The sequence below is a fragment of the Exiguobacterium sp. SH1S21 genome (assembly GCF_004337175.1).
In the GTDB taxonomy this organism is placed as follows: domain Bacteria; phylum Bacillota; class Bacilli; order Exiguobacteriales; family Exiguobacteriaceae; genus Exiguobacterium; species Exiguobacterium aurantiacum_A.
The window spans coordinates 124,238-149,032 of sequence record NZ_SJUY01000003.1; the positions used below are offsets into that span (position 1 = coordinate 124,238).

At 50.8% G+C, this 24,795-nt stretch carries 30 protein-coding genes; all 30 read right to left on the bottom strand.

Annotation, left to right across the window (positions count from 1 at the left end; genetic code table 11):
* The 30 genes from EVJ24_RS05895 to trmFO all read right to left on the bottom strand — a co-directional run bounded on the left by EVJ24_RS05895 (window position 1) and on the right by trmFO (window position 24,793).
* Entirely contained in the window at window positions 1-840 is an 840-nt protein-coding gene (locus tag EVJ24_RS05895) for a MinD/ParA family protein (RefSeq protein ID WP_131440256.1), read from the bottom strand.
* Complete coding sequence (locus EVJ24_RS05900; protein ID WP_131440258.1) at window positions 819-1,889, bottom strand: GTP-binding protein; 1,071 nt, start codon at window positions 1,887-1,889, stop codon at window positions 819-821. Before EVJ24_RS05900 ends, EVJ24_RS05895 begins: the two co-directional genes overlap by 22 nt.
* A gap of 1 nt (window position 1,890) precedes the next feature.
* Window positions 1,891-3,864, bottom strand: coding sequence for a flagellar biosynthesis protein FlhA (gene flhA / locus EVJ24_RS05905; RefSeq protein ID WP_131440433.1), 1,974 nt, complete (start codon window positions 3,862-3,864; stop codon window positions 1,891-1,893).
* 58 nt (window positions 3,865-3,922) lie between these two features.
* Window positions 3,923-5,014, bottom strand: a complete 1,092-nt coding sequence (flhB, locus tag EVJ24_RS05910; protein WP_071399611.1) for a flagellar biosynthesis protein FlhB — start codon at window positions 5,012-5,014, stop codon at window positions 3,923-3,925.
* Window positions 5,011-5,781 (bottom strand): flagellar biosynthetic protein FliR, encoded by a 771-nt coding sequence (gene fliR, locus EVJ24_RS05915; protein ID WP_071399610.1) that lies wholly within the window; start codon window positions 5,779-5,781, stop codon window positions 5,011-5,013. Before fliR ends, flhB begins: the two co-directional genes overlap by 4 nt.
* Entirely contained in the window at window positions 5,778-6,050 is a 273-nt protein-coding gene (fliQ, locus tag EVJ24_RS05920) for a flagellar biosynthesis protein FliQ (RefSeq protein WP_070327486.1), read from the bottom strand. Before fliQ ends, fliR begins: the two co-directional genes overlap by 4 nt.
* Window positions 6,051-6,061: 11 nt before the next feature.
* Complete coding sequence (gene fliP, locus EVJ24_RS05925) at window positions 6,062-6,727, bottom strand: flagellar type III secretion system pore protein FliP (RefSeq protein ID WP_016508219.1); 666 nt, start codon at window positions 6,725-6,727, stop codon at window positions 6,062-6,064.
* The gene (locus EVJ24_RS05930; RefSeq protein ID WP_070327487.1) at window positions 6,724-7,218 is read right to left on the bottom strand and encodes a flagellar biosynthetic protein FliO; all 495 of its coding nucleotides are present in this window, start codon (window positions 7,216-7,218) and stop codon (window positions 6,724-6,726) included. The genes fliP and EVJ24_RS05930 overlap by 4 nt, the downstream gene beginning before the upstream one ends.
* Window positions 7,215-7,580 (bottom strand): response regulator, encoded by a 366-nt coding sequence (locus tag EVJ24_RS05935; protein ID WP_035385909.1) that lies wholly within the window; start codon window positions 7,578-7,580, stop codon window positions 7,215-7,217. The genes EVJ24_RS05930 and EVJ24_RS05935 overlap by 4 nt, the downstream gene beginning before the upstream one ends.
* A gap of 12 nt (window positions 7,581-7,592) precedes the next feature.
* Window positions 7,593-8,702 (bottom strand): flagellar motor switch phosphatase FliY, encoded by a 1,110-nt coding sequence (fliY, locus tag EVJ24_RS05940; protein WP_131440260.1) that lies wholly within the window; start codon window positions 8,700-8,702, stop codon window positions 7,593-7,595.
* Complete coding sequence (fliM, locus tag EVJ24_RS05945) at window positions 8,699-9,688, bottom strand: flagellar motor switch protein FliM (RefSeq protein ID WP_070327489.1); 990 nt, start codon at window positions 9,686-9,688, stop codon at window positions 8,699-8,701. Before fliM ends, fliY begins: the two co-directional genes overlap by 4 nt.
* A gap of 9 nt (window positions 9,689-9,697) precedes the next feature.
* Window positions 9,698-10,147 (bottom strand): flagellar basal body-associated FliL family protein, encoded by a 450-nt coding sequence (locus tag EVJ24_RS05950; protein WP_131440263.1) that lies wholly within the window; start codon window positions 10,145-10,147, stop codon window positions 9,698-9,700.
* A complete protein-coding gene (locus tag EVJ24_RS05955) occupies window positions 10,140-10,358 on the bottom strand; it encodes a flagellar FlbD family protein (protein ID WP_016508262.1) in 219 nt (72 codons plus the stop codon). Before EVJ24_RS05955 ends, EVJ24_RS05950 begins: the two co-directional genes overlap by 8 nt.
* Window positions 10,358-11,152: a flagellar basal body rod protein FlgG gene (gene flgG, locus EVJ24_RS05960; protein WP_071399605.1), complete on the bottom strand. Its 795-nt coding sequence runs from the start codon at window positions 11,150-11,152 to the stop codon at window positions 10,358-10,360. Before flgG ends, EVJ24_RS05955 begins: the two co-directional genes overlap by 1 nt.
* A gap of 12 nt (window positions 11,153-11,164) precedes the next feature.
* Complete coding sequence (locus EVJ24_RS05965; RefSeq protein WP_071399604.1) at window positions 11,165-11,599, bottom strand: flagellar hook capping FlgD N-terminal domain-containing protein; 435 nt, start codon at window positions 11,597-11,599, stop codon at window positions 11,165-11,167.
* Complete coding sequence (locus EVJ24_RS05970) at window positions 11,571-12,653, bottom strand: flagellar hook-length control protein FliK (protein ID WP_236637568.1); 1,083 nt, start codon at window positions 12,651-12,653, stop codon at window positions 11,571-11,573. Before EVJ24_RS05970 ends, EVJ24_RS05965 begins: the two co-directional genes overlap by 29 nt.
* A gap of 22 nt (window positions 12,654-12,675) precedes the next feature.
* Complete coding sequence (locus EVJ24_RS05975; RefSeq protein WP_131440265.1) at window positions 12,676-13,242, bottom strand: MotE family protein; 567 nt, start codon at window positions 13,240-13,242, stop codon at window positions 12,676-12,678.
* A 4-nt stretch (window positions 13,243-13,246) separates the two neighbouring features.
* A complete protein-coding gene (locus EVJ24_RS05980; RefSeq protein ID WP_016508248.1) occupies window positions 13,247-13,681 on the bottom strand; it encodes a flagellar FliJ family protein in 435 nt (144 codons plus the stop codon).
* Window positions 13,678-14,997 carry a flagellar protein export ATPase FliI gene (gene fliI / locus EVJ24_RS05985; protein WP_131440267.1) on the bottom strand — a complete coding sequence of 440 codons (1,320 nt, stop codon included), beginning with the start codon at window positions 14,995-14,997 and terminating at the stop codon, window positions 13,678-13,680. The genes EVJ24_RS05980 and fliI overlap by 4 nt, the downstream gene beginning before the upstream one ends.
* Window positions 14,984-15,709 (bottom strand): FliH/SctL family protein, encoded by a 726-nt coding sequence (locus tag EVJ24_RS05990; protein WP_236637569.1) that lies wholly within the window; start codon window positions 15,707-15,709, stop codon window positions 14,984-14,986. Before EVJ24_RS05990 ends, fliI begins: the two co-directional genes overlap by 14 nt.
* Entirely contained in the window at window positions 15,693-16,700 is a 1,008-nt protein-coding gene (fliG, locus tag EVJ24_RS05995; RefSeq protein ID WP_083273965.1) for a flagellar motor switch protein FliG, read from the bottom strand. The genes EVJ24_RS05990 and fliG overlap by 17 nt, the downstream gene beginning before the upstream one ends.
* A 5-nt stretch (window positions 16,701-16,705) precedes the next feature.
* Window positions 16,706-18,274 carry a flagellar basal-body MS-ring/collar protein FliF gene (gene fliF, locus EVJ24_RS06000; protein WP_131440269.1) on the bottom strand — a complete coding sequence of 523 codons (1,569 nt, stop codon included), beginning with the start codon at window positions 18,272-18,274 and terminating at the stop codon, window positions 16,706-16,708.
* A gap of 21 nt (window positions 18,275-18,295) precedes the next feature.
* A complete protein-coding gene (gene fliE / locus EVJ24_RS06005; protein ID WP_070327497.1) occupies window positions 18,296-18,580 on the bottom strand; it encodes a flagellar hook-basal body complex protein FliE in 285 nt (94 codons plus the stop codon).
* Between the two features lie 13 nt (window positions 18,581-18,593).
* Window positions 18,594-19,022, bottom strand: coding sequence for a flagellar basal body rod protein FlgC (gene flgC / locus EVJ24_RS06010; protein ID WP_131440271.1), 429 nt, complete (start codon window positions 19,020-19,022; stop codon window positions 18,594-18,596).
* Window positions 19,023-19,024: 2 nt separating this feature from the next.
* On the bottom strand, window positions 19,025-19,396 hold the full coding sequence (flgB, locus tag EVJ24_RS06015; protein WP_131440273.1) for a flagellar basal body rod protein FlgB: 372 nt from the start codon (window positions 19,394-19,396) through the stop codon (window positions 19,025-19,027).
* A 275-nt stretch (window positions 19,397-19,671) separates the two neighbouring features.
* Entirely contained in the window at window positions 19,672-20,451 is a 780-nt protein-coding gene (gene codY, locus EVJ24_RS06020) for a GTP-sensing pleiotropic transcriptional regulator CodY (RefSeq protein ID WP_016508279.1), read from the bottom strand.
* Between the two features lie 38 nt (window positions 20,452-20,489).
* A complete protein-coding gene (hslU, locus tag EVJ24_RS06025) occupies window positions 20,490-21,860 on the bottom strand; it encodes an ATP-dependent protease ATPase subunit HslU (protein ID WP_070327500.1) in 1,371 nt (456 codons plus the stop codon).
* The gene (gene hslV, locus EVJ24_RS06030; RefSeq protein ID WP_070327501.1) at window positions 21,857-22,405 is read right to left on the bottom strand and encodes an ATP-dependent protease subunit HslV; all 549 of its coding nucleotides are present in this window, start codon (window positions 22,403-22,405) and stop codon (window positions 21,857-21,859) included. The genes hslU and hslV overlap by 4 nt, the downstream gene beginning before the upstream one ends.
* A gap of 11 nt (window positions 22,406-22,416) precedes the next feature.
* On the bottom strand, window positions 22,417-23,298 hold the full coding sequence (locus tag EVJ24_RS06035) for a tyrosine-type recombinase/integrase (protein WP_131440275.1): 882 nt from the start codon (window positions 23,296-23,298) through the stop codon (window positions 22,417-22,419).
* Window positions 23,299-23,485: 187 nt separating this feature from the next.
* Complete coding sequence (trmFO, locus tag EVJ24_RS06040) at window positions 23,486-24,793, bottom strand: FADH(2)-oxidizing methylenetetrahydrofolate--tRNA-(uracil(54)-C(5))-methyltransferase TrmFO (protein WP_370252239.1); 1,308 nt, start codon at window positions 24,791-24,793, stop codon at window positions 23,486-23,488.
* Between the last annotated feature and the right edge of the window lie 2 nt (window positions 24,794-24,795).

Sequence of the window (24,795 nt, forward strand, 5' to 3'; positions counted from 1 at the left end):
TTAGACTCGCTTCCACTGTTGCCACAAATTCCCAATCAACCGATCCATGAAGTGCCGTGGCTTCGGTGGTGTACCGGTAAGCGTTGTCAAAATACGCTCGAGCCGCCAGCTAATATCACTCTTTCGGTCAAATTGGTAAAACGGGACTTGGGCGATGACCGCTTTCCTTACAGAAGCGTCATCTGGTAAAAATCCAAGGAACCGAATCGGTTTATTCAAAAACTGTCGGCATGCGACTTCCATCCGTTCGTAACACTGGAGTGCTTCTTCCCCCGACTGCGCCCGATTGACGATGACCCCGATCGGTAAATCCGGACTTTGACGATGCACGAGTTTCGTGTACGCGTAACCATCCATCAGCGATGTCGGTTCTGGGGTCAGGATGAGAAACATCTCGTCACATCCTTCAATGAATCGTAACGATGTGTCCGTTGCTCCTGCTCCCATGTCAAACAGTACGTAATCATAAGTCGTCAGCACTTCAAGTTCACGCATTAAAAACTGCATGTCTGCTTCTGAGAATTGAACTAATGTGTCAAGTCCACTTCCCCCATGTAATATATCGACACCGTGCACGTCTTTCTGAACCGAAGACGCAAGCGGAGTCCGTGTTTTCACAGAATCGACCATCGTTTTGGACTGCGCCGCATTCAAAAGAATGTGCACGTTCGCCATCCCGATGTCGAGATCGACGATCAAGACACGTTTTCCGAGTTCGACGAGCCCGATTGCGGTATTCACGCAGACGTTCGTCTTGCCAACGCCGCCTTTTCCGCTCGCGAACGCGATTGTCGTTGGCGCGACATCCGTCTTCGCTCTTAAACGCCTTGCTTGGTCCATCGTGTCCACCCTTCCTTCTCAAGCATCTTTTGCGTCAAGATGTCTGGGTCGCCGGCGACCATATCGTCCGGCACTTCCTGGCCGTCTGTCAGCCAAGCGACGGGGAGTCCGCTCTCGCGCACCATCCGATACATCGCGTGGATATCACTCGTCTCATCCGCTTTCGTGAAGATGAGCGACCGGAGCGGCAATTTTTCAAACTGTCGGTAAATCAAATCCATGTCTTTCATTTTCGACGTCAGACTGAGCACGAGTGACAGGCTCGTCTCCGAGAAGTCGTGATGGTTATGAAACTGTTCGACGTACGCCTCGTCGCGGAAATTGCGTCCGGCCGTATCGATCAAGACGATGTCTTTTCTGGCAAACAGTTGTTTCGCCCGTTTAAAGTCGTCAAAGTCATAGGCGACCTCGACGGGGATATTTAAAATCTCGGCGTACGTCTTCAGCTGTTCGATCGCTGCGATTCGGTACGTGTCGGTCGTAATCAAACCGACCGACATCCCTTGGTCGAGCTTATAGTGGGCGGCAAGCTTCGCGAGCGTCGTCGTCTTGCCGACACCGGTCGGACCGACGAGCATGATGTAGCGCAACGCATCCGGGACCGGTAAAAAGGAACTGCGGATCTGGTCATAGACGTATTGCTCGACGACCTCTAGCGATTTAGTCGTATAGTACAGTTCGTTGATTCTCTCTTCCCACGATTCATCCGTGAACGACTCAGATGATAAGAGCGACTCGATATGGGTCAGCCCCGCCGGCAAACGCCTCTTTTCAGGAACAGGCGTCACCGGTTGTGGAGTGGGTGTAGGTGTAGGAATCGGCTTCTCTTTTGCTTGTTTCGGCTGCAGTTTCGGCTCGGTTCGAGGCTTGACCGTTAGCGGCGCTTTCTCGAGTGCGGCAATCACTTCAACTTCTTGTGAAGCGAACAACCCGAACCATCCTTTCTTGACTTGGCGAGAATTTAAGATGACAGCCTCGTCGCCGAGATCTTGTTTCACTTTCGCCATCACTTCGGACATCGTCTTGCCTGTATATTTTTTAATTTGCATATTAAATCACCCCAATACTTTTCACTTCGAGCGAGCTGAGCAATTCGTTATACGCAAGGACCGGAACGTCAGGATAGTACCGTTCGAGCAGTTGTCTCACGAATATCCGAATCGTCGGCGAGCAAAGAATGACGGCCGAAGCCCCGTAGCGTTCAAACATCGACAGTTGTTCGCCAGAGCGCTCGATGATTTCGCGCGCTTGCTCCGGATCGAGCGCCAAATAGTTGCCAAACTCGGTTTTTTGGACAGCGTCTTGAATAAGTTGCTCGGTCTGCCCACCGAGTGTGACAACGTAGAGTGGACCGTCCGGCGGGCTGACTTGGTCAGTCAACTGACGGGCGAGTCCTTGACGACAGTATTCGCCTAATATATCAGCGTCTTTCGTCACTTTTCCATAATCGGCCATCGTCTCAAACAAGAGCGGCAAGTTGCGAATCGAGACGTGCTCTTTCAATAGATGACGAAGTACTTTTTGGATATCTCCGATCGAGAGTACGGATGGGGTCACATCTTCGACGAGCACCGGATGTGTCTCTTTCAAATGCTCGACGAGTTGTTTCGTCTCTTCCCGTCCGAGTAGTTCGGACGCATGTTTCTTGAGCGTCTCCGTTAAATGCGTGGCGACGACTGAAGGTGGGTCGACGACGGTGTAACCGCTCATCTCGGCCCGCGTCCGCGTCTCTTCATCGATCCAGAGAGCGGGCAATCCGAAAGCCGGTTCCGTCGTTTCGATTCCGTACACTTCAGGATCTTCAATTCCAGGACTCATCGCCAAATAGTGATCGAGTAATAACTCACCTTCTGCGACGACATTGCCTTTCACTTTGATCCGGTAAGCGTTTGGTGACAGTTGCAGGTGGTCACGAATCCGGACCGTCGGTAAGATGAACCCGAGTTCGAGTGCGAGTTGACGGCGGATCATGACGACACGGTCGAGCAGATCGCCACCTTGCGACTCATCCGCGAGTGGGATCAGCCCGTAGCCAAACTCGAACTCGATTGCATCGATTTGCAGGAGCGAGACGACGGTCTCGGTCGGTGCCGCAGGTTCCTCATCCGGTAGCGGTTCAGCAATCGCTTGCTTCAGGTTGCGGCGCATCGAGTACGCCCCATAGAATGTCGCACCCGCGATCAACATCGTCACCGGAAGTAAACTTGGTGACACGAAACCGAGCAAGAAGATGACCGTGCCGGCGATATAGAGCAAAGTCGGGTTTTGACCGAGCTGGTCGATCACGTCTTCCCCGAGATTGCCGTCCGAGACGGCACGGGTGACGATGATCCCGGTCGCCGTCGAAATGAGGAGGGCCGGGATCTGACTGACGAGCCCATCCCCGATTGTCATAAGCGAGAACGTCGTAAACGACTCACCGACAGGTAATCCCATTTGGACCACGCCGATGATGATACCGAAAATCAAGTTGATGACGACGATAATGATTCCGGCAATGGCGTCACCTTTTACGAATTTCGAGGCCCCGTCCATCGAACCATAAAAATCAGCCTCGCTTTGAATCTTTTTACGGCGGATTTGGGCGTCTTTGTCATCGATCAACCCAGAGTTCAAATCGGCATCGATTGCCATTTGTTTCCCTGGCATCGCGTCGAGTGTGAATCGAGCCGAGACTTCCGATACCCGTTCGGCACCTTTCGTGATGACGACGAATTGAATGATGACGAGAATGAGGAATACGACAAATCCGACGAGAACGTTTCCGCCGATGACGAAGTTCCCGAACGTTTCAATGACTTCCCCACCATATCCGGTCGAAAGGATCGAACGGGTCGTCGACACGTTCAGCCCGAGACGGAACAGCGTAACGATCAGCAAGAGAGATGGGAAGACAGAGAAATCAAGCGCTTCCCGGGCGTTCATCGCCACGAGTAAAATCATGAGGGCGATCAATATATTTATAATGATAAGAAAATCTAGTAAGAACCCCGGTAACGGGATGACCAGCATGACGACGATCATAAGAACGCCAATCAATACTGCGAAATCTTTAGCTTTTACAGCCAACGCATACTCCTCCTCAAGACGGTTGTTTCAGTTGATAGACGAACGCCAGCACTTCGGCGATCGCCTGATAAAACGACTCGTCGACGACTTCTCCGATGTCTAGCTGCGCATAGAGCGCACGGGCCAGTGGTTTATTTTCCACGATCGGGATATCGTGCTCTTTTGCGACGTCACGAATATTGAAAGCGACTTGGTCGACCCCTTTGGCGACGACGAGCGGCGCAAAGTCTTTCGTATCGTCATAACGGATGACGACAGCGAAATGGGTCGGGTTGGTGATGACGACGTCCGCGTTCGGAATCTCTTGCATCATACGCCGCATCGCCATCTCCCGTTGTTGTTGTTTGATTTTCGACTTGATGAGCGGGTCGCCTTCACTGTTCTTATACTCGTCTTTAATGTCTTGTTTCGACATGCGGATCGACTTTTCAAAATCGAACCGTTGATAAAAGAAGTCGAGCAGTGCTAGCGCGAGCAACGCGACACTGACCCAAAGCCCGAGTTCGATCGTGATCGCAGCGAGTGCGACGACCGATTCACGAACATGTTCGACGGCCATGCGTGACAATTCTTTTTGGTTTTGCCAAAGTATAGCGACCGCAGTCGTCAGGATAATCAATAATTTGAATAAGGACTTTAAAAATTCGACGACTGCTTTCATGCTGATGATGCGCTTGACCCCTTTGAGCGGGTCAATCCGCTCTAACTTTGGTTGAATCGCCTCTGTCGAGAACAGTGAACCGATTTGGAAATAGTTGATTAAAATACCGAACACGACCGCAACGATCAAGAACGGTGCTAAAATGATTCCGGCGCGAATGACCAAATCAATCATCATCCCGGACATACCTTCTGATAAGTCGTACAACAAATATGTTGGACCGAGTAGCTCTTTCGTCAGACCAAACAACTGCTGACCGACATAAGGTCCGAGAAAAGATAACATGAGGAACATCGCGAACAAGGCGAACGCTCCGGTCAGATCGGCTGATTTCGCAACTTGTCCTTTTTTACGCGAGTCTTCTCGTTTTCGAGGTGTTGCCTTTTCCGTTTTTTCTCCTGCAAAAAACTGAAGATCGACCGATAAAGAGTATAGAGGCTTCATTGAGCGTCTCCTAACAACGTCATAAAATCACGTAATATCTCTTGCAACACCGGGATGAATTGGCTGATCCCATTCAGCGTCAATCCCATCATCATGACCATCACGGAAAACCCGGCGATCAATTTGAACGAGAACCCGATGGCAAAAATGTTGAACTGCGGGGCCGATTTTGCTAAGAATCCAAGCGCCAAGTCGACGAGAAGCAGCGATGCCATGAGCGGGAACGCGAGTTGCAATGCGACCATCATCGTCATCGTGACGACCTTCACGGCCATCATGAGCGATCCTTCGCTAAAGTTGATCATCGGCTGACCAGGCGGATAAATTTGAAAGCTGTAATAGATACCGTCGATCAACAGTAAGTGCAGATTACTTGATAGCATGATGAACAGCGTAAAGATGTAATAAAATCGTCCGATCAGCGGCGACTGTCCGCCAAACATCGGGTCATACGCTGACGCCATCGCCAGACCGAGCTGCAAATCGATGATTCCCCCGGCAATCTGTGGGGCAAAAAATAAGATGTTGATCAAAATGCCGAGCAGAAGTCCAATCAGCACTTCGTACAGCACTTGAACGATGAAGGCTTGCCCAAGTTCGAGCGGCTCTGTTACCGTGAACATCGCATAATAAGCTAAAAAAGCACTAAACGCGACACGGTGCATGACCGGGAGCTGCCTTGAAGAAAATAAAGGCACACTTACGAAAAATCCGGATAGACGAGCAAACGTCAATCCATACAAACTAATGAAATCGACCGCATTCATTTCGAGGCGACCTCGACCATCAGTTCAAAGATCATCCGCGTAAATCCTTCCATTTGTTGCAGCATCCACGGCGCGAAAACGACGAGCCCGATAAAGACCGCGACTAGCTTTGGAACGAACGATAGCGTCTGTTCTTGAATTTGAGTCGTCGCCTGTAAAATCGAGATGACGAGTCCGACGACGAGGGCGATCAAAAGAAGTGGCATCGAAATCTTTAATAATGTCCATACACTCTCTGTCGCCAAATAGATGACCATTTCATGCGTCATAATCGTTCCTCCTACATACTTCTAAGCAATGATTCCACGATTAAGTGCCATCCATCCACCAATACAAACAACAACAATTTGAACGGCAGAGCGATCATGACCGGTGGAAGCATCATCATCCCCATCGACATGAGCACACTCGCCACGACCATATCAATGATCAAAAAAGGCAAGAAAATCATAAAGCCGATTTGAAACGCCGTCTTGAGCTCACTGATGGCGTAAGCTGGTACCATCGCGAGCAAAGGAACGTCTTCGACCGACTCCGGTTGCTCATAATTCCCGTATTTGATAAACAGTTGCAAATCTTCCTGTCGCGTATACTTTGCCATGAATCGTTTCATCGTGTTACCGGCTTCCTCGAACGCCTCATCTTGACTGATCTCGTCGTCCATATATGGAGACAACGCCTTGTCGTTTAAATCAGATAAGACCGGAGACATGACGAATAGCGTGATAAACAAGGCGAGCCCGATGATCAATTGGTTCGGTGGGGTCTGTTGTGTCCCTAAGGCTGGCCGAATGAATGAAAGAACGACGACGACGCGTGTAAAACAAGTCATCAAAATCAAGAATGACGGCGCCAGCGTGAGCAGTGTCAATACGACCAATAATTTAATCGAAGTCGACGTGCTGTCCGGCGTTTCTAAATTGATCAGTTGTTCAATCGTCGTCATTGCTTCTTCCTCACTTCTTCAATCTGTGACAGTTGTTGTTTGAACGTATCTAAGAACGTTGATGTGTTCGAAGTGTTCAGTGAAGGCGCGTCATACGCTGCTTCATCAATCGATTCCGCGTCGATTCGATCAATCAATTGAATCGATTCACCGACACCGAGCACGTATACTTGCTCCCCTAACTTGACGAGCTGCACCGAGCGGTCCTTCCCAAGCGGTACCCCGCCGAGATGTTTCATATGTTGTGCCGTCTTCACACCTTGCGTCCGTGCGTTTAACCAACGCATCAAGACGAGGAATCCTCCAATTACGACAACTAAACTCAAGACGACCTTGACCAACGTCCCGACCGTCGAGACGGTCGTAGGGACAGATTGATCTTTGGCTTCAGGCTGCTGTTGTTCGAACTGTTTATCCACGGTGGCGGCCTCGACCGTGGCCGGCACAGACAGCCCGACCACGAGCAGGAAAATCAACCACCACTTATTCATTGTGCGACCGTTTTCGAAACTGCCTCGACGACACGTTCCGCGTTGAACGGTTTCACGATGAAGTCTTTCGCTCCCGCTTGGATCGCATCGATGACCATCGCCTGTTGTCCCATCGCCGAACACATGATGACTTTAGCGTTCGAATCGAACCCGCGAATTTCTTTCAATGCCGCCAGACCGTCCATTTCTGGCATCGTGATGTCGAGAGTGACGAGATCTGGCGTGAGTTCACGGTATTTTGCGACCGCGTCAATACCGTTCTCTGCCTCGCCGACCACTTCAAACCCGTTCTTCGTTAAAATGTCTTTAATCATCATGCGCATGAACGCCGCATCATCTACCACCAAAATTTTTGCACTCATTATTCTTCCTCCTTAAACGATTCCAATCCGCTCATGCGGTTGGATGATTTCTGTCACACGTACCCCGAAGTTCTCTTCGATGACGACGACTTCGCCGCGGGCAATGCGTTGTTGGTTCACATAAATATCGACAGGTTCCCCCGCCAATTTATCAAGTTCGATGATCGACCCTTGCGACAGTTCGAGCACTTCTCGCACTGACCGTTTCGTCCGGCCGAGTTCGACCGTCACGTTGAGCGGCACATCATACAGCAAACCTAGGTTTGCCGGCACCGAATCGTTTGACGTCGGGGCGTGGAGCGGCATGAACTCAGCCTGGCTGACCGCCACTTCTGGAGCTGACGTTTTTTCAGCGCGTGCCGGAGCAGGTGCCGGAGCTTTCGCTGGTGTGACCGCCGCTTGAACTTTCGGCTGCTCTTGTTTAGGCGCGGCCGGGGCTGAAGTCGTAGCTGCAATCAGTTCGTTCACCAGTTGTTTCCCGAATTGAATTGGAGCAATTTGGACAATTTTTGAATCAATCAACGTGCCGACTTTCAAATCGAACTCGATCAGCACCATCGTCTCCCAAAGTTCGAGCCGGTCAATGATCGTCTGATTTTTCGTCGCATCGAACACTTCGACGAGCGGCGGCGAAATATCAATCTTTTTAGAGAACACGGTCGAAAGCGATGTGGCCGCAGCCCCCATCATTTGGTTCATCGCTTCTTGAACAGCCGACAATCGAATCTCATCGAGTCCTTCCGGGTCGACACCGATCCCGGTCCCGCCGAGCATCAAATCAGAAATGATGGCCGCGTCTTCACGGGTCAAAACGAGGACGTTCTCCCCTTTCAACCCTTCGGTATAACCGACCCGAAGCGCCACGTGAGGTGTCGGATAACGATCTCTGAGCTCATCGATCGTCACTTCACTGACGACCGGGGTCGTGATTTCTACTTTTTGTTGCAGTAACGTCGACAGCGCCGTCGCGGAATTTCCGAACGAGATATTTCCAATCTCTCCGAGGGCGTCGCTTTCCATCGAGTCGAGATGTTCTTCGCTCTCGTTTACCGGTTTTGGCGAACTGTCGTTCGTTCCTCGTAATAACGCGTCAATTTCATCTTGTGACAACATCTCACTCATTGCTCTTCCTCCTTCACCCGGTGAAGTACTTGGACCGCCATCCGCTTCCCACTCACACCGACTTGCCCTCTGAACACTTTATTTTCCCCTACTAGGACGGATAGCGGGTCTTTCACTAGTTGATCGAGCGTCAAACAGTCACCGATTTCTAAATGCAACAAGTCACCGAACGTGATTGTCGTCTCCCCGAGCAGGGACACGACTTCTACCGTCGAGTTCATCAATTGGGCTTTGAGCGGTTCTTGACTGTTCCCGCTCGCATTGCGGCGGTTCGCCTCCTGCATCCAATAATGACTCGATAGTTTCGATAGCACCGGCTCGATCGTCACGAACGGCAAGCAGACGTTAATCGTCCCGCTCACTTCTCCGATCGTGACCCCGATCGAAATGAGCACGACCGTCTCGTTTGGTGACACGAGTTGAAGGAACTGTGGGTTCACTTCAACGGCCGTCATTTCGGACTTGATCTCGGCAATCGACTCCCACGCTTCCCCGTAACCGGCAAAAGCTCGTTTATATAGCTGGGTCAAGATTCGCATCTCGATTTCAGTGAAGCTTTCGACTTTTTCAATCTCGACGCCAGGTCCCCCGAGCAGTCGGTCCAACATCGCGTAAGAGATGTTCGGATTGACTTCGATGATGAACCGGCCATTAAGCGGGGGCGCCTCGATCAAGTTGATCATCGTCATACTCGGAATCGAATGAATGAACTCATCGTATGGAAGCTGTTCGACTGAATTGACCGTGAACTGGACATACGTCCGAAGTTGGGCCGAGAAAAATGTCGTCAGCATCCGTGTGAAGTGTTCATGGATCCGGGTCAAGCTACGAATTTGATCTTTAGAGAAACGGACGGCCCGTTTGAAGTCATACTGCCGTACTTTTCGTTCCTCTTCCTGATTCAAAAAGGAGTCGGCTTCGACATCTCCACTGCTTAGCGCTGATAACAGGGCATCAATTTCTTGTTGAGACAGTACTTCTCCCATGATGCCACCTCACTGTATAATTTTCTTCGTCATATAGACGCGCTGGACCTCACCTTTTTCCAGCAGTCCGTTTAATTGCTCGCGAAGCGATTGCTCGAACTTCTGCATATCTTCCTTCGTCGTGAGCTGTGCCTTCGTCATACCGGCCAAATCACCAAGGATGACGTTATGGACTTGGAATTTACGAAGTTCAAGATCTTCTTTCGTCTCTGCCGCATCCGTCACAATCGTGAATTGGACGTTGATGAACCGTTCGTCTTGAATGTTCGTCGTCATATCCTCGGTCGTGAAGCTGCGCTCGGCGAGTTCTTCTGCCGTCACAGGTTTCGTTTTAGCCGTCACGTTGTCACCGAATACATATTTATAAGTCATAAACCCAGCGCCCCCCATGACGAGTAGGACGACGAGCAGGATGAGCACCATTTTCATGGCGCCTCCTTTTGGTTTTTCTTCACTCATCTTCTTCACCTCTTGTGACTGTCGTTCCCATCAACCCGATCGAGCCGTAAAATGCCGTCGTCCGATCGATGATTTGATCTTTCGTCTCTGTGACGATATAAGTCTTGCCGTTATACAAATGAATGATCGTGTCAGGTTCGGCCTTGACCGTCTCGATGAACAAGGCGTTCAAGACAAATTCCTCACCCCGCAATGTCGTGACGCGTATCATCAGCGTTTCAAGTTGACGAGTTCTTGTAAAATCTCGTCTGACGTTGTGATGATCCGTGTGTTCGCCTGGAATCCACGTTGCGCGATAATCATTTCGGTGAACTCTTCTGATAAGTCGACGTTCGACATTTCGAGTGCGCCCGAGACGAGTTCACCGCGTCCGTTTTGACCTGGAATGCCAGGGTTTGGAGCCCCTGAGTTTTGCGATTGAATATAGTTGTTCGCTCCGACTTTTGATAGACCGGCGTTATTGGCAAACGTGACGACTTGAATTTGACCGACGTTTGTTGAAGCACCCGCAGCATTGACGTAACTGACTTGTCCGTCTTTTCCAATCGATAGTGATTTCGCTCCGGCAGGTACAGTGATTTTAGCGCCCGCTGTGCTAAGTACATATGCTCCATCACCATTGACGATATCTCCGGCATTATCTGTATAGAAGTTACCGGCCCGTGTGTATTGGGTTTGCCCGTTCACGTTGACTGCGAAGAAGCCTTCACCTGAGATCCCGACATCGAGCGCTCTCCCTGAGTTTTGCATCGCGCCTTGGTTGTAGACGTTGTCGACCGTCGCCATCGTGCCTCCGAGACCAACTTCTTTCGGGTTGATCCCGCCGGCTGTTAGCCCGTTCCCGCCTGACGCACTACCGACTTGCTGGCTGACGAGGTCTTTGAACGTGACGCGGCCTTTTTTATACCCGAACGTGTTGACGTTGGCGATGTTGTTACCGACGACATCAAGCTTTGACTGGAAGTTCTTTAATCCGCTGATCCCTGAGTACATTGCTCTTAACATGATGAATCCCCCTTATGCTTGTTTGATGGACGTAATATTGTAGACGCTTACCGAGCTGCCGTCTTCGAGATCGGCCATGTATCCTGACTCATCCGTTCTTGAAATCGAGACGACACGTCCCGATCCTTTGATCGTCTCCGTCTCAGTCTCCGTTTTATGGTCGACCGTCTTGCCGATCATATTGCTGAACTCGGAGATCGAGGCCATGTGGCGGTCGACGAGTACTGAATCAAGTTGTTTCGAAATCGTCTGCATTTGTTCGAGTGATGAAAATTGAGCCATTTGTGAGATGAACTCTCGGTCTTCCATCGGTGACATCGGATCTTGGTTGCCAAGTTGGGCCATCAATAGCTTTAAGAACATGTCCTTATCGTATTGGTTCGTCGCTTTAGGCAGCGATTGATCAGGTAACGTATAATCATTCGTCTTCGGTTGGATGGTCGTCATCGTCGGGTTCCCCTTTCGGTTGTTCCTGTTGTTCTGGTTCAGGTTGGTCTGACCCGCTAAACGTCGATGATTTCGCTTCGAGCGCTTGTTGCGTCAAACTCACTTCGACCCGGATGTGCTGCGACAGCGGTTGGAGCGTCTGTTGCAGTTGTTGCATTTGCGACTGGAGCAGCTGTTTTGCTTCTTGGTTGCTCGCGAACAGCTTGACGACGAGTTCGCCGTTATGGCGCTCGAGTTTGACGACGAGTTCACCTAGCTGTTCCGGATAGAGTCGAACGGTAAACACTTTCGACCCATCGGCCCCGCTTCGGAACGGTGCTCTTTGAAGAGCAGCCTCAATCCGGGCTTGAAGGTTCTCTGGAAGCGACCCTTTAGACGCGTACATGACCGTTTCCGAGTCAATTTGTGGTCGTGACCATGTCATGCCTTTCGGTAACCAGTCGACGTTTTCTTTTCCGGCTTGCGGTAATACATTTATCGGCGTTTCATTTTGATAAGGGAGGGGAATATGTTTTGTGGTCTGGGTTAAACTCCCTTTAAATTGCGAAACGATTTGCTGGATGACTTGGACGTTCTCGTTTACGGTTGGCTGGCCTTGTTTTCCACCCAACGCATCACGTTCCGCCTTTCCTAACATCATCGCGCCCGGTAATATCGTTTGGGCGGTAGCCATTGTGGTCATAACGTCTGAAGAGACCGTTTCTGCTGTCGTTCCTGTAGCTGTAGCTGTTTGGGCGATGATGCCGATATAGGCGTCCATGAACTTACGATAGGCGTCTTGTGGCAAAGACTTTAACCACTCTAAGCTATCGGGTTGTTGTAACCACTGTTCAAGTTGGCTCGACAAGTTCTCGAGCGGAAGGGCGCTATCTGTCACAATTGGCGCATTCGGTGCGAGTGTCGTCGGCGCAGCTTCCAACTCAGCTAACGTTTCCGTCGAGGTGCCGAGCATCGATGACAGCAGGTCTAAAAACTGTCCGGTCGGGGTAGATCCTGTCTCCCCGCCTTTCGCTGTCGTTCCTTGGACCGCTTGAGCAAGTAAGGCGATATTCATCATCTCTTCCTCCTTTCACGTTTCATTGGAGCAATTGCGTGACGACGGCCGCCTGTTGTGCGTCCATCCGTCCCAATATGTCAGCCTGTTGTTTCGGCGACAGTTCTTTTAAGATTGTCACCACTTGCGGGCTGTCGAGTTCGTTCATGATCGCGGCCGCTTGTTTGGCGGACATTTCTTCATAGACGCGAGACACGTTCGACGTCTCTTCCTCCACTTCCGCTTCCGTAGTGGCTCCGAGTTCAGACACGAGGCGATCCCGCTCTTTAATCAAGTCCGATACTTCTTTTTGTCTCGCTTTTACTTCATTCGTCAATTCGACGTTTTCCGTGCGAAGTTTTTCAATCTCAGTGTTCGCGACTTTTAAACGATTCGTCGTGTCCGCGTCAATGCCGGTGACATTGACTTTTGTTTCAACCGTCTCATCTTTGTCTGCCTGTTCGCTTGTTTCTATGAACGGCACCGATAATAGCGGCCGGTCCATCGCATAGTTCATGACGACGATTCCGCCGACGAGTAAAAAGATTGCCGGGACGAGGACAAGAGCGACCAAGAGCTGTATGCCTCGCTTATTGTTCTCTTTTTCCATCCGCTTACTTCCCTTTCCCGTGATGAATCACTGCCAACTCATCGATAAAATGTTGTTCGGTGAGTTTCGAGACGGCCACTTCATTTTGGCTGACCTTCTCATGCAACGTTACATATTTTTTCTCTTCGACAACTTTTCCGAGCAAACGCTCTTGAGCCAAGTTGTAACGGTTCCGCGACTGTTGCACGACGAGTTGTTGCGTCTCAATTTGACGCTTTAACTGTTCCCTCGCCTTTTCACGATATTGGAACATGAGCAGATCAATCACACCAGATTGTTCATCTTGACTCTTCATGAGCGTCTCATATGTCACGACTAATCGATACAGCGTCTCCATTTCGGCTTCGAATCGCGCCTTATGACCTCTCATCTCTGTCGCCGATTCTTCTTTTGCATGCTCGGCAATCGGCATGATGCGTTCTAACAACAGCTTGTTCATGATTCACCTCTCGCAATTCCGACAAGACGATCGAGCGTCTGCTCGATCGATGCCTCTTCTTCAATCGACTGTTTTAAAAATGTGAGCAGTCCCGGATATTCATCGATTGCTGTATCGATCGCAGGATTCGTTCCCTTTTTATAGGCTCCGATGTTAATCAAGTCTTCCGCATCTAGATAAGTGGCGAGCCAACTCCGAAACGTCTGCGCGGCATCGCGATGTACAGGTGAAGCAATCTGGTTCATGACCCGACTGATCGATTTTAAGACATGGATCGCCGGAAACTGCCCTCGGTTGGCAAGTGAACGGTCCATCACGAAGTGACCGTCTAAAATCCCACGAACAGCATCCGCGATTGGTTCGTTCATATCGTCCCCGTCAACGAGGACGGTATAAAACGCCGTAATCGAACCGGTGACGGACGTCCCGCTCCGCTCTAGCAGTTGCGGAAGCATCGCGAACACGGAAGGCGTATATCCTTTCGATGTCGGTGGTTCTCCGGTCGCTAGCCCGATCTCTCTTTGGGCCATCGCGAATCGGGTCACTGAGTCCATCATAAGGACGACCTCTTTGCCTTGGTCCCGGAAGTACTCGGCGATCGCCGTCGCCGTGTAAGCGCCCTTCAAACGCACGAGCGGGGGTTGATCGCTCGTCGCTACGATGACGACCGATCGGGCCATCCCTTCAGGACCAAGTTCTTTTTCGATGAACTCTTTCACTTCTCGACCCCGTTCACCGATTAATGCGATCACGTTTATATCTGCCGATGAGCGTTTAGCGATCATGCCAAGCAATGTCGATTTCCCGACGCCTGATCCCGCAAACAAACCGACACGTTGTCCTTTTCCGACCGTCAATAACCCGTCGATGATCCGGACCCCGGTCGACAAAACGTCTAAAATGCGTGGACGTTCTAACGGGTTCGGCGGTTTTCGAAGAACATCGTAGCGTTTGCCCATCGGCATCGCTTCACCCGATAAAGGCCGCCCGAGCCCGTCAAGCACTTGACCGATCAGTTCGAACCCGACCGGTACTTGGAGCATGTGCCCCGTCCCTTTGACGATACAACCTGGGGCGATCTGTGTCGTTTCTCCGTAAGGCATGAGCAAGACGCGCTCTTCATTGAAGCCGACGACCTCGGTTTCAACCGTTTGGCCGGACGGTAACTCGATCAAGCAGCGCTCACCGATAAACGCGCTCGGACCGTTCGATTCGATCATCAGCCCGATAACGCGACAGACACGACCGACTTTACGCACATACTCATCTTCTGGAGCAGCGGTGATTGTGTCGAATACGCGGTCAATAAGCGCCATCGGATAGAACCTCCTCAATCTTGGAACGGATTCGTTCAAAACTGTACGATACGTCGAGCTCGTTGCCATGATGTGGCGTCTCGATCCGTACGCTCGTCTCTGTCAACGAGACATCGGCCCGATATTTCAACGGCGGCATCTGTTCAGATCGCCACGTCGACTCGAAACGTTGGATTGATGCCAGTCGCGTCGGGTGGACAAAGACGGTCAACGCTTCGGCATCGATTTGGCGAAATAGTTGTTCGCGGATCATGTCGGCAAACAACGCCTCCTCGTTTCGGACGAGATCGGTCGTGACACGTGCACTGATCTCGACAGCCAAATCAACTAACTTCGTTTCGGCATCTCGCCATTTCTGTTCGAACAAGTTCTCAAGTTCGACGCTGACCATGTTCAATCGGGCCGTCAGCTCATCGAACTCTGACTTCCCTTCTTGACGTCCTAGGTCAAAACCTGACCCGTACCCCTCCTGATAAGCAGCCTCAAGCGTTTGTTCTCGTAACAGTTCAAGCTCATGTTCCACTGTTTCACGGTGTAGCTTGATCGCTTCTTCCTCTTGGCGGAGGGAAGCGTACCTTGCTTCTAACTCTTGTTCATGACTACGTTCGATCACAACCTCTGAAATCGGTTCAAGGAATGGCCTCGAATCGATTCGTTGTGGTTCGAGCGGCATCGCTCGTTGACGTTTGATTACGTTAGACAACGATGTCATCTCCTCCACCACGGCTAATCACGATCTCTCCGACATCTTCTAGGCGGCGGATGATTCCGACGATGCGGCTTTGTGCTTCTTCGACGTCACGCAGTCTGACCGGTCCCATGAACTCCATATCTTCCTTGAACGTATCGACCATTCGTTGCGACATGTTTTTGAAGATGATCTGTTTGACCTCTTCGGAAGATACTTTGAGCGCGAGCAGAAGGTCGTCGTTGGCGACTTCGCGAATAATCCGTTGAATCGCACGCGAGTCGAGCGTGACGATATCTTCGAAGACGAACATCCGTTTTTTGATCTCTTCCGCGAGTTCAGGGTCTTCGATCTCGAGCGCGTCAAGAATCGTCCGCTCCGTCGTCCGATCGACACCGTTAAGCACTTCGACGACTGCCTCGATCCCACCGGATTGGGCGTAATCTTGCATATCGGTTTGCGATAAGTTCTTTTCAAGAATCTGTTCGATCTCATGAATGACGTCCGGGTTGAGGCGGTCCATCGTCGCGATTCGTTTCGCGACCTCCGACTGAATCTCTGGCGGAAGTTCCGACAAGATTTGCCCGGACTTGACCGGTTCAAGATGAGCCAAGATTAAGGCGATCGTCTGCGGGTGCTCGTTTTGAATAAAGTTGAGCAACTGCTTCGGATCGGCTTTTCGGGCAAATTCAAACGGTCGGACTTGCAGCGTCGAAGTGAGGCGATGAATCAATGCCATCGCCTTCTCTTCTCCGACCGCTTTCTCTAAAACCGTTTTCGCAAACCCGATGCCACCTTGGGTGATATAACTCTGTGCCATCGCCAGGTCATGAAATTCTCCTAAAATGGCTTCCTTTTGTTCAGACGACACTTTTCGGAGTGCCGATATTTGTAGCGTCAACTGCTCCATCTCTTCTTCGGACAGGTGTTTATATACACTTGCCGCCACTTCAGGTCCAAGCGAGATCATGAGCATGGCCGCTTTTTCTCGGTTCGGTTGTTTTGCGTAGTTCACAGTACTCACTCCTCAGACATCCAAGTACGAAGAAGCTTGGCGAACTCTTCTGGATTACTCTCTGCCAATTTCTCCAACTGTTTCTTCTTGACGGCACCTTCGCCTCGCTCTTCCAAGTCGAGATCGGGTACTTCGTCTTCATACGGTACTTCCCATTCATTCGTTTCCGGAACCGGTTGCTTATTCCGTCTTCGCATGGCGAAGAATAGAAGTGCGAGCAAGACGATAGCACCTGCTGCGGCTGCGTACATCCACCACGCTGTTGGCTGTTCTGCCACTGCCGTTTCTTCCGTCTCAGCGAACGGTCGTGACACGACGACGACTTTCTGTTCGAGTTCCGCTTCCGTCAACGCCTCGCCTGTTTTAGCGAGCGACGTCCGGATGATTGAATACATCATCGTCTCAAGGTCGCCCTCAAGTTGTGGATCGATCGCTTGAGCGCCGTCTGGCGGCTCGACGATCAGTTGAACACCGAGGTCACGAATCGTGTATGGAGCGTTCTGAATTTGTTTCGTGATGCGATTGACCTCATAGTTGATGATTTCATGGTTCTTTTCACTTTCTTCTTCACCGGTTCCCGTGGCGGCCGGGAAGTTGACGGTATCGTTCTCGCCGGTCCCTGCCGCTGCTGCCGCACCGGTACCACCTGTGTACGCTTCAGCGATCCGTTCAGCAGACGTCACAATCCCTTCCATCGTATCCTCGTTGACCGGGGTTACCAGGTTTTGCTCTTCTGCCGATTGGGTCGTGTCGATGTCGGCCGTGACCGAGACGAGCACGCTGCGTTCTCCGAGTAAGACCGAGAGCATTTGTTGAATCTGTTGACGTACGTCTTTCTCGACTTGACGCTTCAGTGCTAACGGGTCGGTCGAAGTCCCACCGGCCATCGTCGATTGATCCAAATCGTAATACGTGAAATATTGGTCCATGACCGAGATGTTCTCCGGCTTTAAGTTCGGGACACTCTTACTGATCAAATGATAAAGTCCTTTGACCGTCGCCGGCTCAAGATTCGTACCTGCTCCTAAATTTAGGACGATCGAAGCCGTCGGCTCCCCTTGGTCTTCGGCCAAGAACACCGATTTTTCCGGAAGCGAGATAATGACTTTTGCTTGGTTGATACCTTCGATTTGTGTAATCAAACGTTCGAGTTCGGTTTGCATCGCGCTTCGTTCGATGACTGCCATTTCTCGGTCCGTCGTTCCAAATCCGGCGTTCTCACTGAAGAAGCTGTAATCGATCGCGCCTGACTTTGGAATCCCGGCGGCTGCCAAGTTAACTTTCAATTGGTCGACTTGCTCGCTCGGCACGTAGACGCTGACACCGTTCGATGTCGCTTTGATTTCTGACTTCACCCCATCAGCCGTCAGCTTTTCTGTCACTTCTCCAGCCTCTTGGGCCGAGAGGTTCGTGTAGAGAGGAGCCATGTTCGGGCGCGAGAGCCAAACCGTCAAGAGCACCGCGACGACAAGTATGCCGACGATGACGATGCCCCAAATGATTTTACGTTTTGTTTGCATCGCCTTCAGTGGTCCGGCCAGTGAGCTGAATTGTTCTTTTAACTTATCATTCATCGCAACTCGTCATCCTCTTCATTAAACTTGCATTCGCATCATTTCTTGATAGGCCTCAACCGCTTTATTTCGCACCTCAATGGCGAGTTGCATCGCAATCGACGACTCTTCGCTTTGGATCATGACTTGGTGAAGATCGGCTTTCCCGACGGCGAGGTCTTGACGCGCCGTACTCGTTGCCTGTTGAACTTTATTGAGCGACTGCATCGCCTCATTCAAATATGATCCAAACTGAGACGGTGTCTCTTTCACTGTCGGCAGAGCCGCGGTCTGGTTACCGATTAATTGAATCGGGTTAATTTGCATAGTCTGTCACTCCTTATCCTTTACCGATTTCGAGCGCTTTGACGAGCATCGCTTTTGACGCATTCATCGCTGCAATGTTCGCTTCATATGATCTTGTCGCACCTGTCAAATCAACCATTTCTTTTAACAGGTCGACGTTTGGCATCTGAACGTATCCCCGTTCATCCGCATCCGGGTGACTCGGGTCATATGTGAGTTTGTAAGGACTTTCGTCTTCGACGATGCCTGAAACTTCGACGCCTCCGCTCACCGCCGACAGCTGTTGACGAAACGGCGCTTCTTGGAGCACCGTCATTTTCCGTGTATACGGCTGCCATTCCCCATCGACAAGTTTGCCGCGTGTCGTCTGGGCGTTCGCGATGTTCGCCGATACCGTATCCATCCGAAGGCGCTGCGACATGAGTGCCGAAGCAGATATATGAAAACTATCGAACATACCCATAATTAACGTCCTCCTCTAATAACGGTTTTAAGTCCACCGAGTCGACGGTTCAATTGTTCCATCATCGCCTCATACTGCAGTTGGTTACGGGCCAGTTCACTCATCTCATAATCGAGATCGACACTGTTCCCGTCACTTCGCATCGCCCCTCCGGCCCGGTCAACGATTTTCGTTGCACCACCGCGGTCACTCGGACGGCCCCCGGCTAACTTGAGGCGCATCTCGTTGCTTAACGTCTGTTCGAACACAGCCTGTTTTGCTTTAAAGTTCGGCGTGTCGATGTTCGACAAGTTATGACTGATCACTTTTTGGTTTATGACCGAATGATTGATCGCTTGCTTCATTAATTGATAATCTGTGCCGATCCAATTCATGCGTCTCACTCACTTTCACTTAAAAGAATGCATGTATATACCTTATTTGGAAATTCTACTATTTCATTGAAACAAATCTGTAACAGTTCTGAAAGATATTTTTATTAAAACAGGTAAATGGTATCGTCTGTTTTTGTCGAATTCACGACATATTCTGAAAATAATTACTTTTGCACTAAAAAAAGACGCCCCTTTTCACAAAGAGACGCCTTTTTGCAACTAAAGTCCTAATTGATAGGACTTTTAGCTATAATCTAACGGATATTCGCTCGATTTTAATTTGATTTCAGCTTCTGCAATTCAAACAAGAAGTTATCATTTAATATCTTGATATACGTTCCTTTCATTCCGAGCGAACGTGATTCGATGACGCCAGCGCTTTCAAGCTTACGCAACGCGTTGACGATCACAGAGCGAGTAATCCCCACTCTATCGGCAATTTTGGAAGCAACTAACAGGCCTTCATTACCCCCAAGTTCTTCAAATATATGCTCGATCGCTTCAAGCTCTGAATAAGACAGCGAGTTGATCGCCATTTGGACAACGGCTTTCTTGCGCGCCGACGCCTCTGCTTCCGCTGCTTTCTCACGGAGGATCTCCATTCCGACGACTGTCGCGCTATATTCTGCGAGGACGAGGTCGTCTTCAGTGAACTCGTTATTCAGTCTGCCGAGAACGAGTGTACCGAGTCGTTCCCCGCCACCGATGATCGGGACGATCGTCGTCATTGAATCAAGGAACAGCTCACGGTTCTCGACCGGGAACGCCGTATACTCGCTATCGATGCCGATATTTTCCGTCGTCTCTTTCACGTTGAACAAGTTCGATGCGTACGGTTCAGGGAACTGACGATCGACTAGGAACGCCTTCATCCGCTCGTTCTCAATCTGTTGTTTAATGGCGAAACCGAGCAAGCGACCGCGACGGCTCACGATGAATGTGTTCGCTTCGAGTACTTCACGCATCTTATCTGCCATCTCTTTAAAGTCGACGTGCGCGCTCGCCTCTTGCTGAAGCATCGTGTTCAATTGACGTGTTTTATCTAGTAAGTTCATAATTCTAATTTTCCTCCCTGTATGTGCATACAGAATTCTTATAAAATAAATTGACTAAGGTCTCGATCTTCCGCGATCGAGCCGACTTTTTCTTTCACATACGCCGGTGTGATCTCGACGTGTGTTTGTGGCATGTCGGCCGCCTCAAACGATAAGTCCTCGAGCACGCGCTCCATGATCGTATAGAGACGGCGCGCTCCGATATCATCGGTTTCTCGGTTGACGTGCGTGGCGATCTTCGCGATCTCTTCGATAGCCGAGTGGGTAAATTCGACGCTGATCTCCTCTGACTCGAGAAGGGCCTTGTACTGCTTGATGAGCGCTTGTGACGGCTCCGTCAGAATTTTGACGAAATCTTCCTCGGTCAGGCTACTCAACTCGACACGGATCGGGAAACGACCTTGCAGTTCAGGAATCAGATCTGACGGCTTCGCCATATGGAAAGCACCTGCCGCAATGAATAACACGTGATCCGTTTTGACGGGACCATATTTTGTGACGACGGTCGAGCCCTCGACAATCGGCAAGATGTCTCGCTGCACACCTTCACGAGAGACGCCAGCATGGTCTTGTGACTTCGTCGCGATTTTATCGATCTCATCGACGAAGATGATGCCCATCTGTTCGCTGCGTCGTACGGCCTCGTCATGTACTTCATTCATGTCGAGCAAACTTTCCGCCTCTTCGGCAACGATGAGCGGGCGAGCCTCTCGAACCGGGAGCTTCCGCTTCTTCCGCTTTTTCGGGACGATTTGGCCGAGCATGTCTTGAAGATTCGATAAGCCTTCCATCCCTTGTCCTTGAAACAAATCAACTGTCTGTTTCTCTTCAAGGTTGACTTCGATCAATCGCTCTTCGAGTTCGCCGAGTTCAAGCAACTTACGTAATTGAGACCGATCAGTCGATTGATCGTCCGTCGGTTCTTGCGTCTTCTGTCCTTGACCGCCAAACAGCGCTTCGAACGGGTTTGCGGCTGTCGGCTCAACTTTAGCCTTACCTTGCAGTGCATCGAGAATACGTTCGGTCGCAGCGGCTTCCGCTGGTTCCTTCACGTCTTCTTTCTTTTCTTCCTTCACGAGGCGCACCGAGTCTTCAACAAGGTCTCGGACCATCGATTCGACGTCCCGTCCGACGTATCCGACTTCAGTGAATTTTGTCGCTTCGACTTTCACGAACGGGGCACCGACGAGCTTGGCAAGACGTCTCGCGATCTCCGTCTTCCCGACACCGGTCGGACCGATCATTAAAATGTTCTTCGGTGTGACTTCGTCGCGTAAGTCAGCACTTAGCTTCTGGCGACGGTAACGGTTGCGCAGTGCAATCGCGACCGCACGTTTGGCATCTTTTTGCCCGATGACGAACCGGTCTAGCTCAGCTACGATTTGACGTGGTGTCAATTCACGTTTCATTCTGTATCGCCTCCGATCGTTTCTACGATAACTTGGTCGTTCGTATAGACGCATAATTCACCGGCAATCTCTAGGGCGGCGCGAGCAATCTGTTCGGCTGTTTTCTCCGGTGAGTGACGTACGAGAGCGCGTCCCGCTGCTAGCGCATAATTCCCACCTGAACCGATCGCAAGGATGCCATCGTCCGGTTCGATCACTTCGCCGCTCCCGGACACGAGTAAGAGATGTTCCGCATCCATGACGATGAGAAGCGCCTCGAGCTGACGAAGCATCTTGTCGCCACGCCACTCTTTGGCGAGTTCGACTGCCGCTCGCGGTAAGTTCCCGTTATACATCTCGAGTTTTGATTCAAACTTTTCAAATAACGTGAACGCATCGGCCACGCTACCGGCAAAACCGGCCACGACTTTCCCGCCGTATAACCGTCTCACTTTTTTAGCCTTGTTTTTCATGATGACGGCGTTGCCAAACGTGACTTGCCCATCTCCGCTCATCGCACATTTTCCGTCGTGCCGGACTGCGAAAATAGTTGTTGCATGAAACATAGAATGACCCCCTACTTTCTCGGATGTGTGGCTTGATAGACCGCTCGCAGGCGTTCAGTCGATACGTGTGTGTAACGACCGGTCGTCGATAGTGACTCATGTCCGAGCAACTCTTGGACGGCACGTAAATCGGCCCCGCGTTCGAGCAGGTCGGTCGCAAAACTATGACGTAACGAATGCGGTGTTAACGGTTTTTGAAGTCCGCCGAGTTTCCGGAGTCGCTTCATCACGTAACGAATTTGGTCTGTTGTCACTCGATTCCCTTTTTGACTAACGAATAATGCCGTTTCGTGTGCCGCGGCGCAGTTTTGCCTTACCTCAAGGTAATGCTCCAACGCTTCGACGGCAAATTGCCCGAGCGGGATGTAACGTTCTTTCTTGCCTTTCCCGATGACATGAACGAATGAGAGCGCCGCATCATATGACGATATGTCCATGCCACAAAGTTCAGCGACACGCATCCCGGTCCCGTACAACACTTCGACAAGCGCGACATCACGTGCCCGCAAGAACGGGTCGTCTTGGCCGTTTGCCGTCATGAGCAGGTGTTCGACCTCGCTCGGTACGGCAAACGTCGGCAGCGTCTTGCGACGTTTCGGCGACGTCAAGTCATGAAACAGCGGTTCACTCCCGGTTTCTCGAGCCACAAATTTCCCGAACTGTTTGAGGCAGGAGATTTTTTGGGAAACAGTCGTCGTCGCCGCTTCATTCTCGTAAAGGACATATAAATAACGCCGCGCCGACTGCACATCAAATGGCTCTTGATGTGTCGATTGGCAATAAGCGGCGTACTGTTCGAGTGTTTGTTCGTAAGAGCGTTTCGTATGAGGCGACAGTCTTCGTTCGACTTGGCAATAGCGTAAAAATGATTGTTGATCCTCAGCGAATCCCATCCTCTCGCCCCCTTGCTTTCAGCTTAAAAACGCATGTTCCCGTCAAATCGAAATTAGCATAGCATACAGAATCAGAGGTGACAATAGAAACCCCTTCAATAATCTGAAAATTTTCAAAGTATTGCACAAATTACACAATTGAAATTTAAATTCACAAAAAAAGGAACCAAAAATTGGCTCCTTTCCCTTAAATCTCTTTATATTGCTGAATCGTCTCAAGGGCACGATTCGCATAGCGCTCATAGCGTTCTTGCTTTTTCATCTTCTTCGGCGCATCTTCGAGCGACGGCACGAGACCGAAGTTTGCATTCATCGGTTGGAAGTGCTTCCCGTCTGTCGTCGTGATGTAATGCGCCATCGAACCGAGCATCGTCTCGCGCGGGAGGACGAGCAGCTCTTCACCGGCAACCATCTTCGCCGCGTTGATTCCGGCGAGTAGTCCTGACGCAGCTGACTCGACGTAGCCTTCGACACCGGTCATTTGACCGGCGAAAAATAGCGTATCGCGAGTACGGGCCTGATACGTCGGTTTTAACAGGCTCGGTGAATTGATGAACGTGTTTCGGTGCATGACACCGTAACGGACGATTTCCGCATTCTCGAGACCTGGGATCAATTGAATGATCCGTTTTTGCTCGCCCCACTTGAGGTGGGTTTGGAATCCGACCAAGTTATAGAGCGTTCCGGCCGAATTATCTTGGCGGAGTTGGACGACCGCAAACGGACGTTTACCTGTTTTCGGGTCTTCGAGTCCGACCGGTTTCATCGGTCCGAACAAGAGCGTCTTCTTCCCGCGTTGAGCGATCACTTCAAACGGCATGCAGCCTTCGAAGTAAATCTCTTTCTCAAACTCTTTGAGCGGTACGACTTCGGCTTTGACGAGTTCTTCGTAAAACAGATTAAACTCTTCTTCCGTCATCGGACAGTTGAGATAAGCCGCCTCGCCTTTGTCATAACGTGACTTCAAGTAGACCTTCTCTCGGTCGATCGTCTCTCCGTCTAATATCGGAGCGGCCGCATCGTAGAAGTATAAATAATCTTCTCCGGTGAAAGCTTTCAATGAAGCAGACAAGTCAGGAGACGTGAGCGGTCCCGTCGCCATGATGACGATCCCGTCCGGAATCTGTTTAATCTCTTCGTTGTGTACCGTCACGAGCGGATGATTCTTGAGCGTGTCGGTGACGAAGCCGGCGAAGTCGTGACGGTCGACGGCGAGGGCGCCACCGGCCGGAACGCTTGCCGTATCCGCCGCTTTCAAGATGAGCGAGTCGAGTGTGCGCATCTCTTCTTTTAACACACCGACCGCATTTTGAAGTCCGTTCGCCCGAAGCGAGTTCGAGCAGACCAGTTCAGCAAACTGATCCGTATGGTGCGCCGGCGTCTGTCGGACTGGTCTCATTTCATACAAATCGACTTGAATCCCGCGTTTTGCGAGTTGCCAAGCCGCCTCGGAGCCGGCGAGGCCCGCTCCGATCACAGTTACACGTTGCTGCAAGG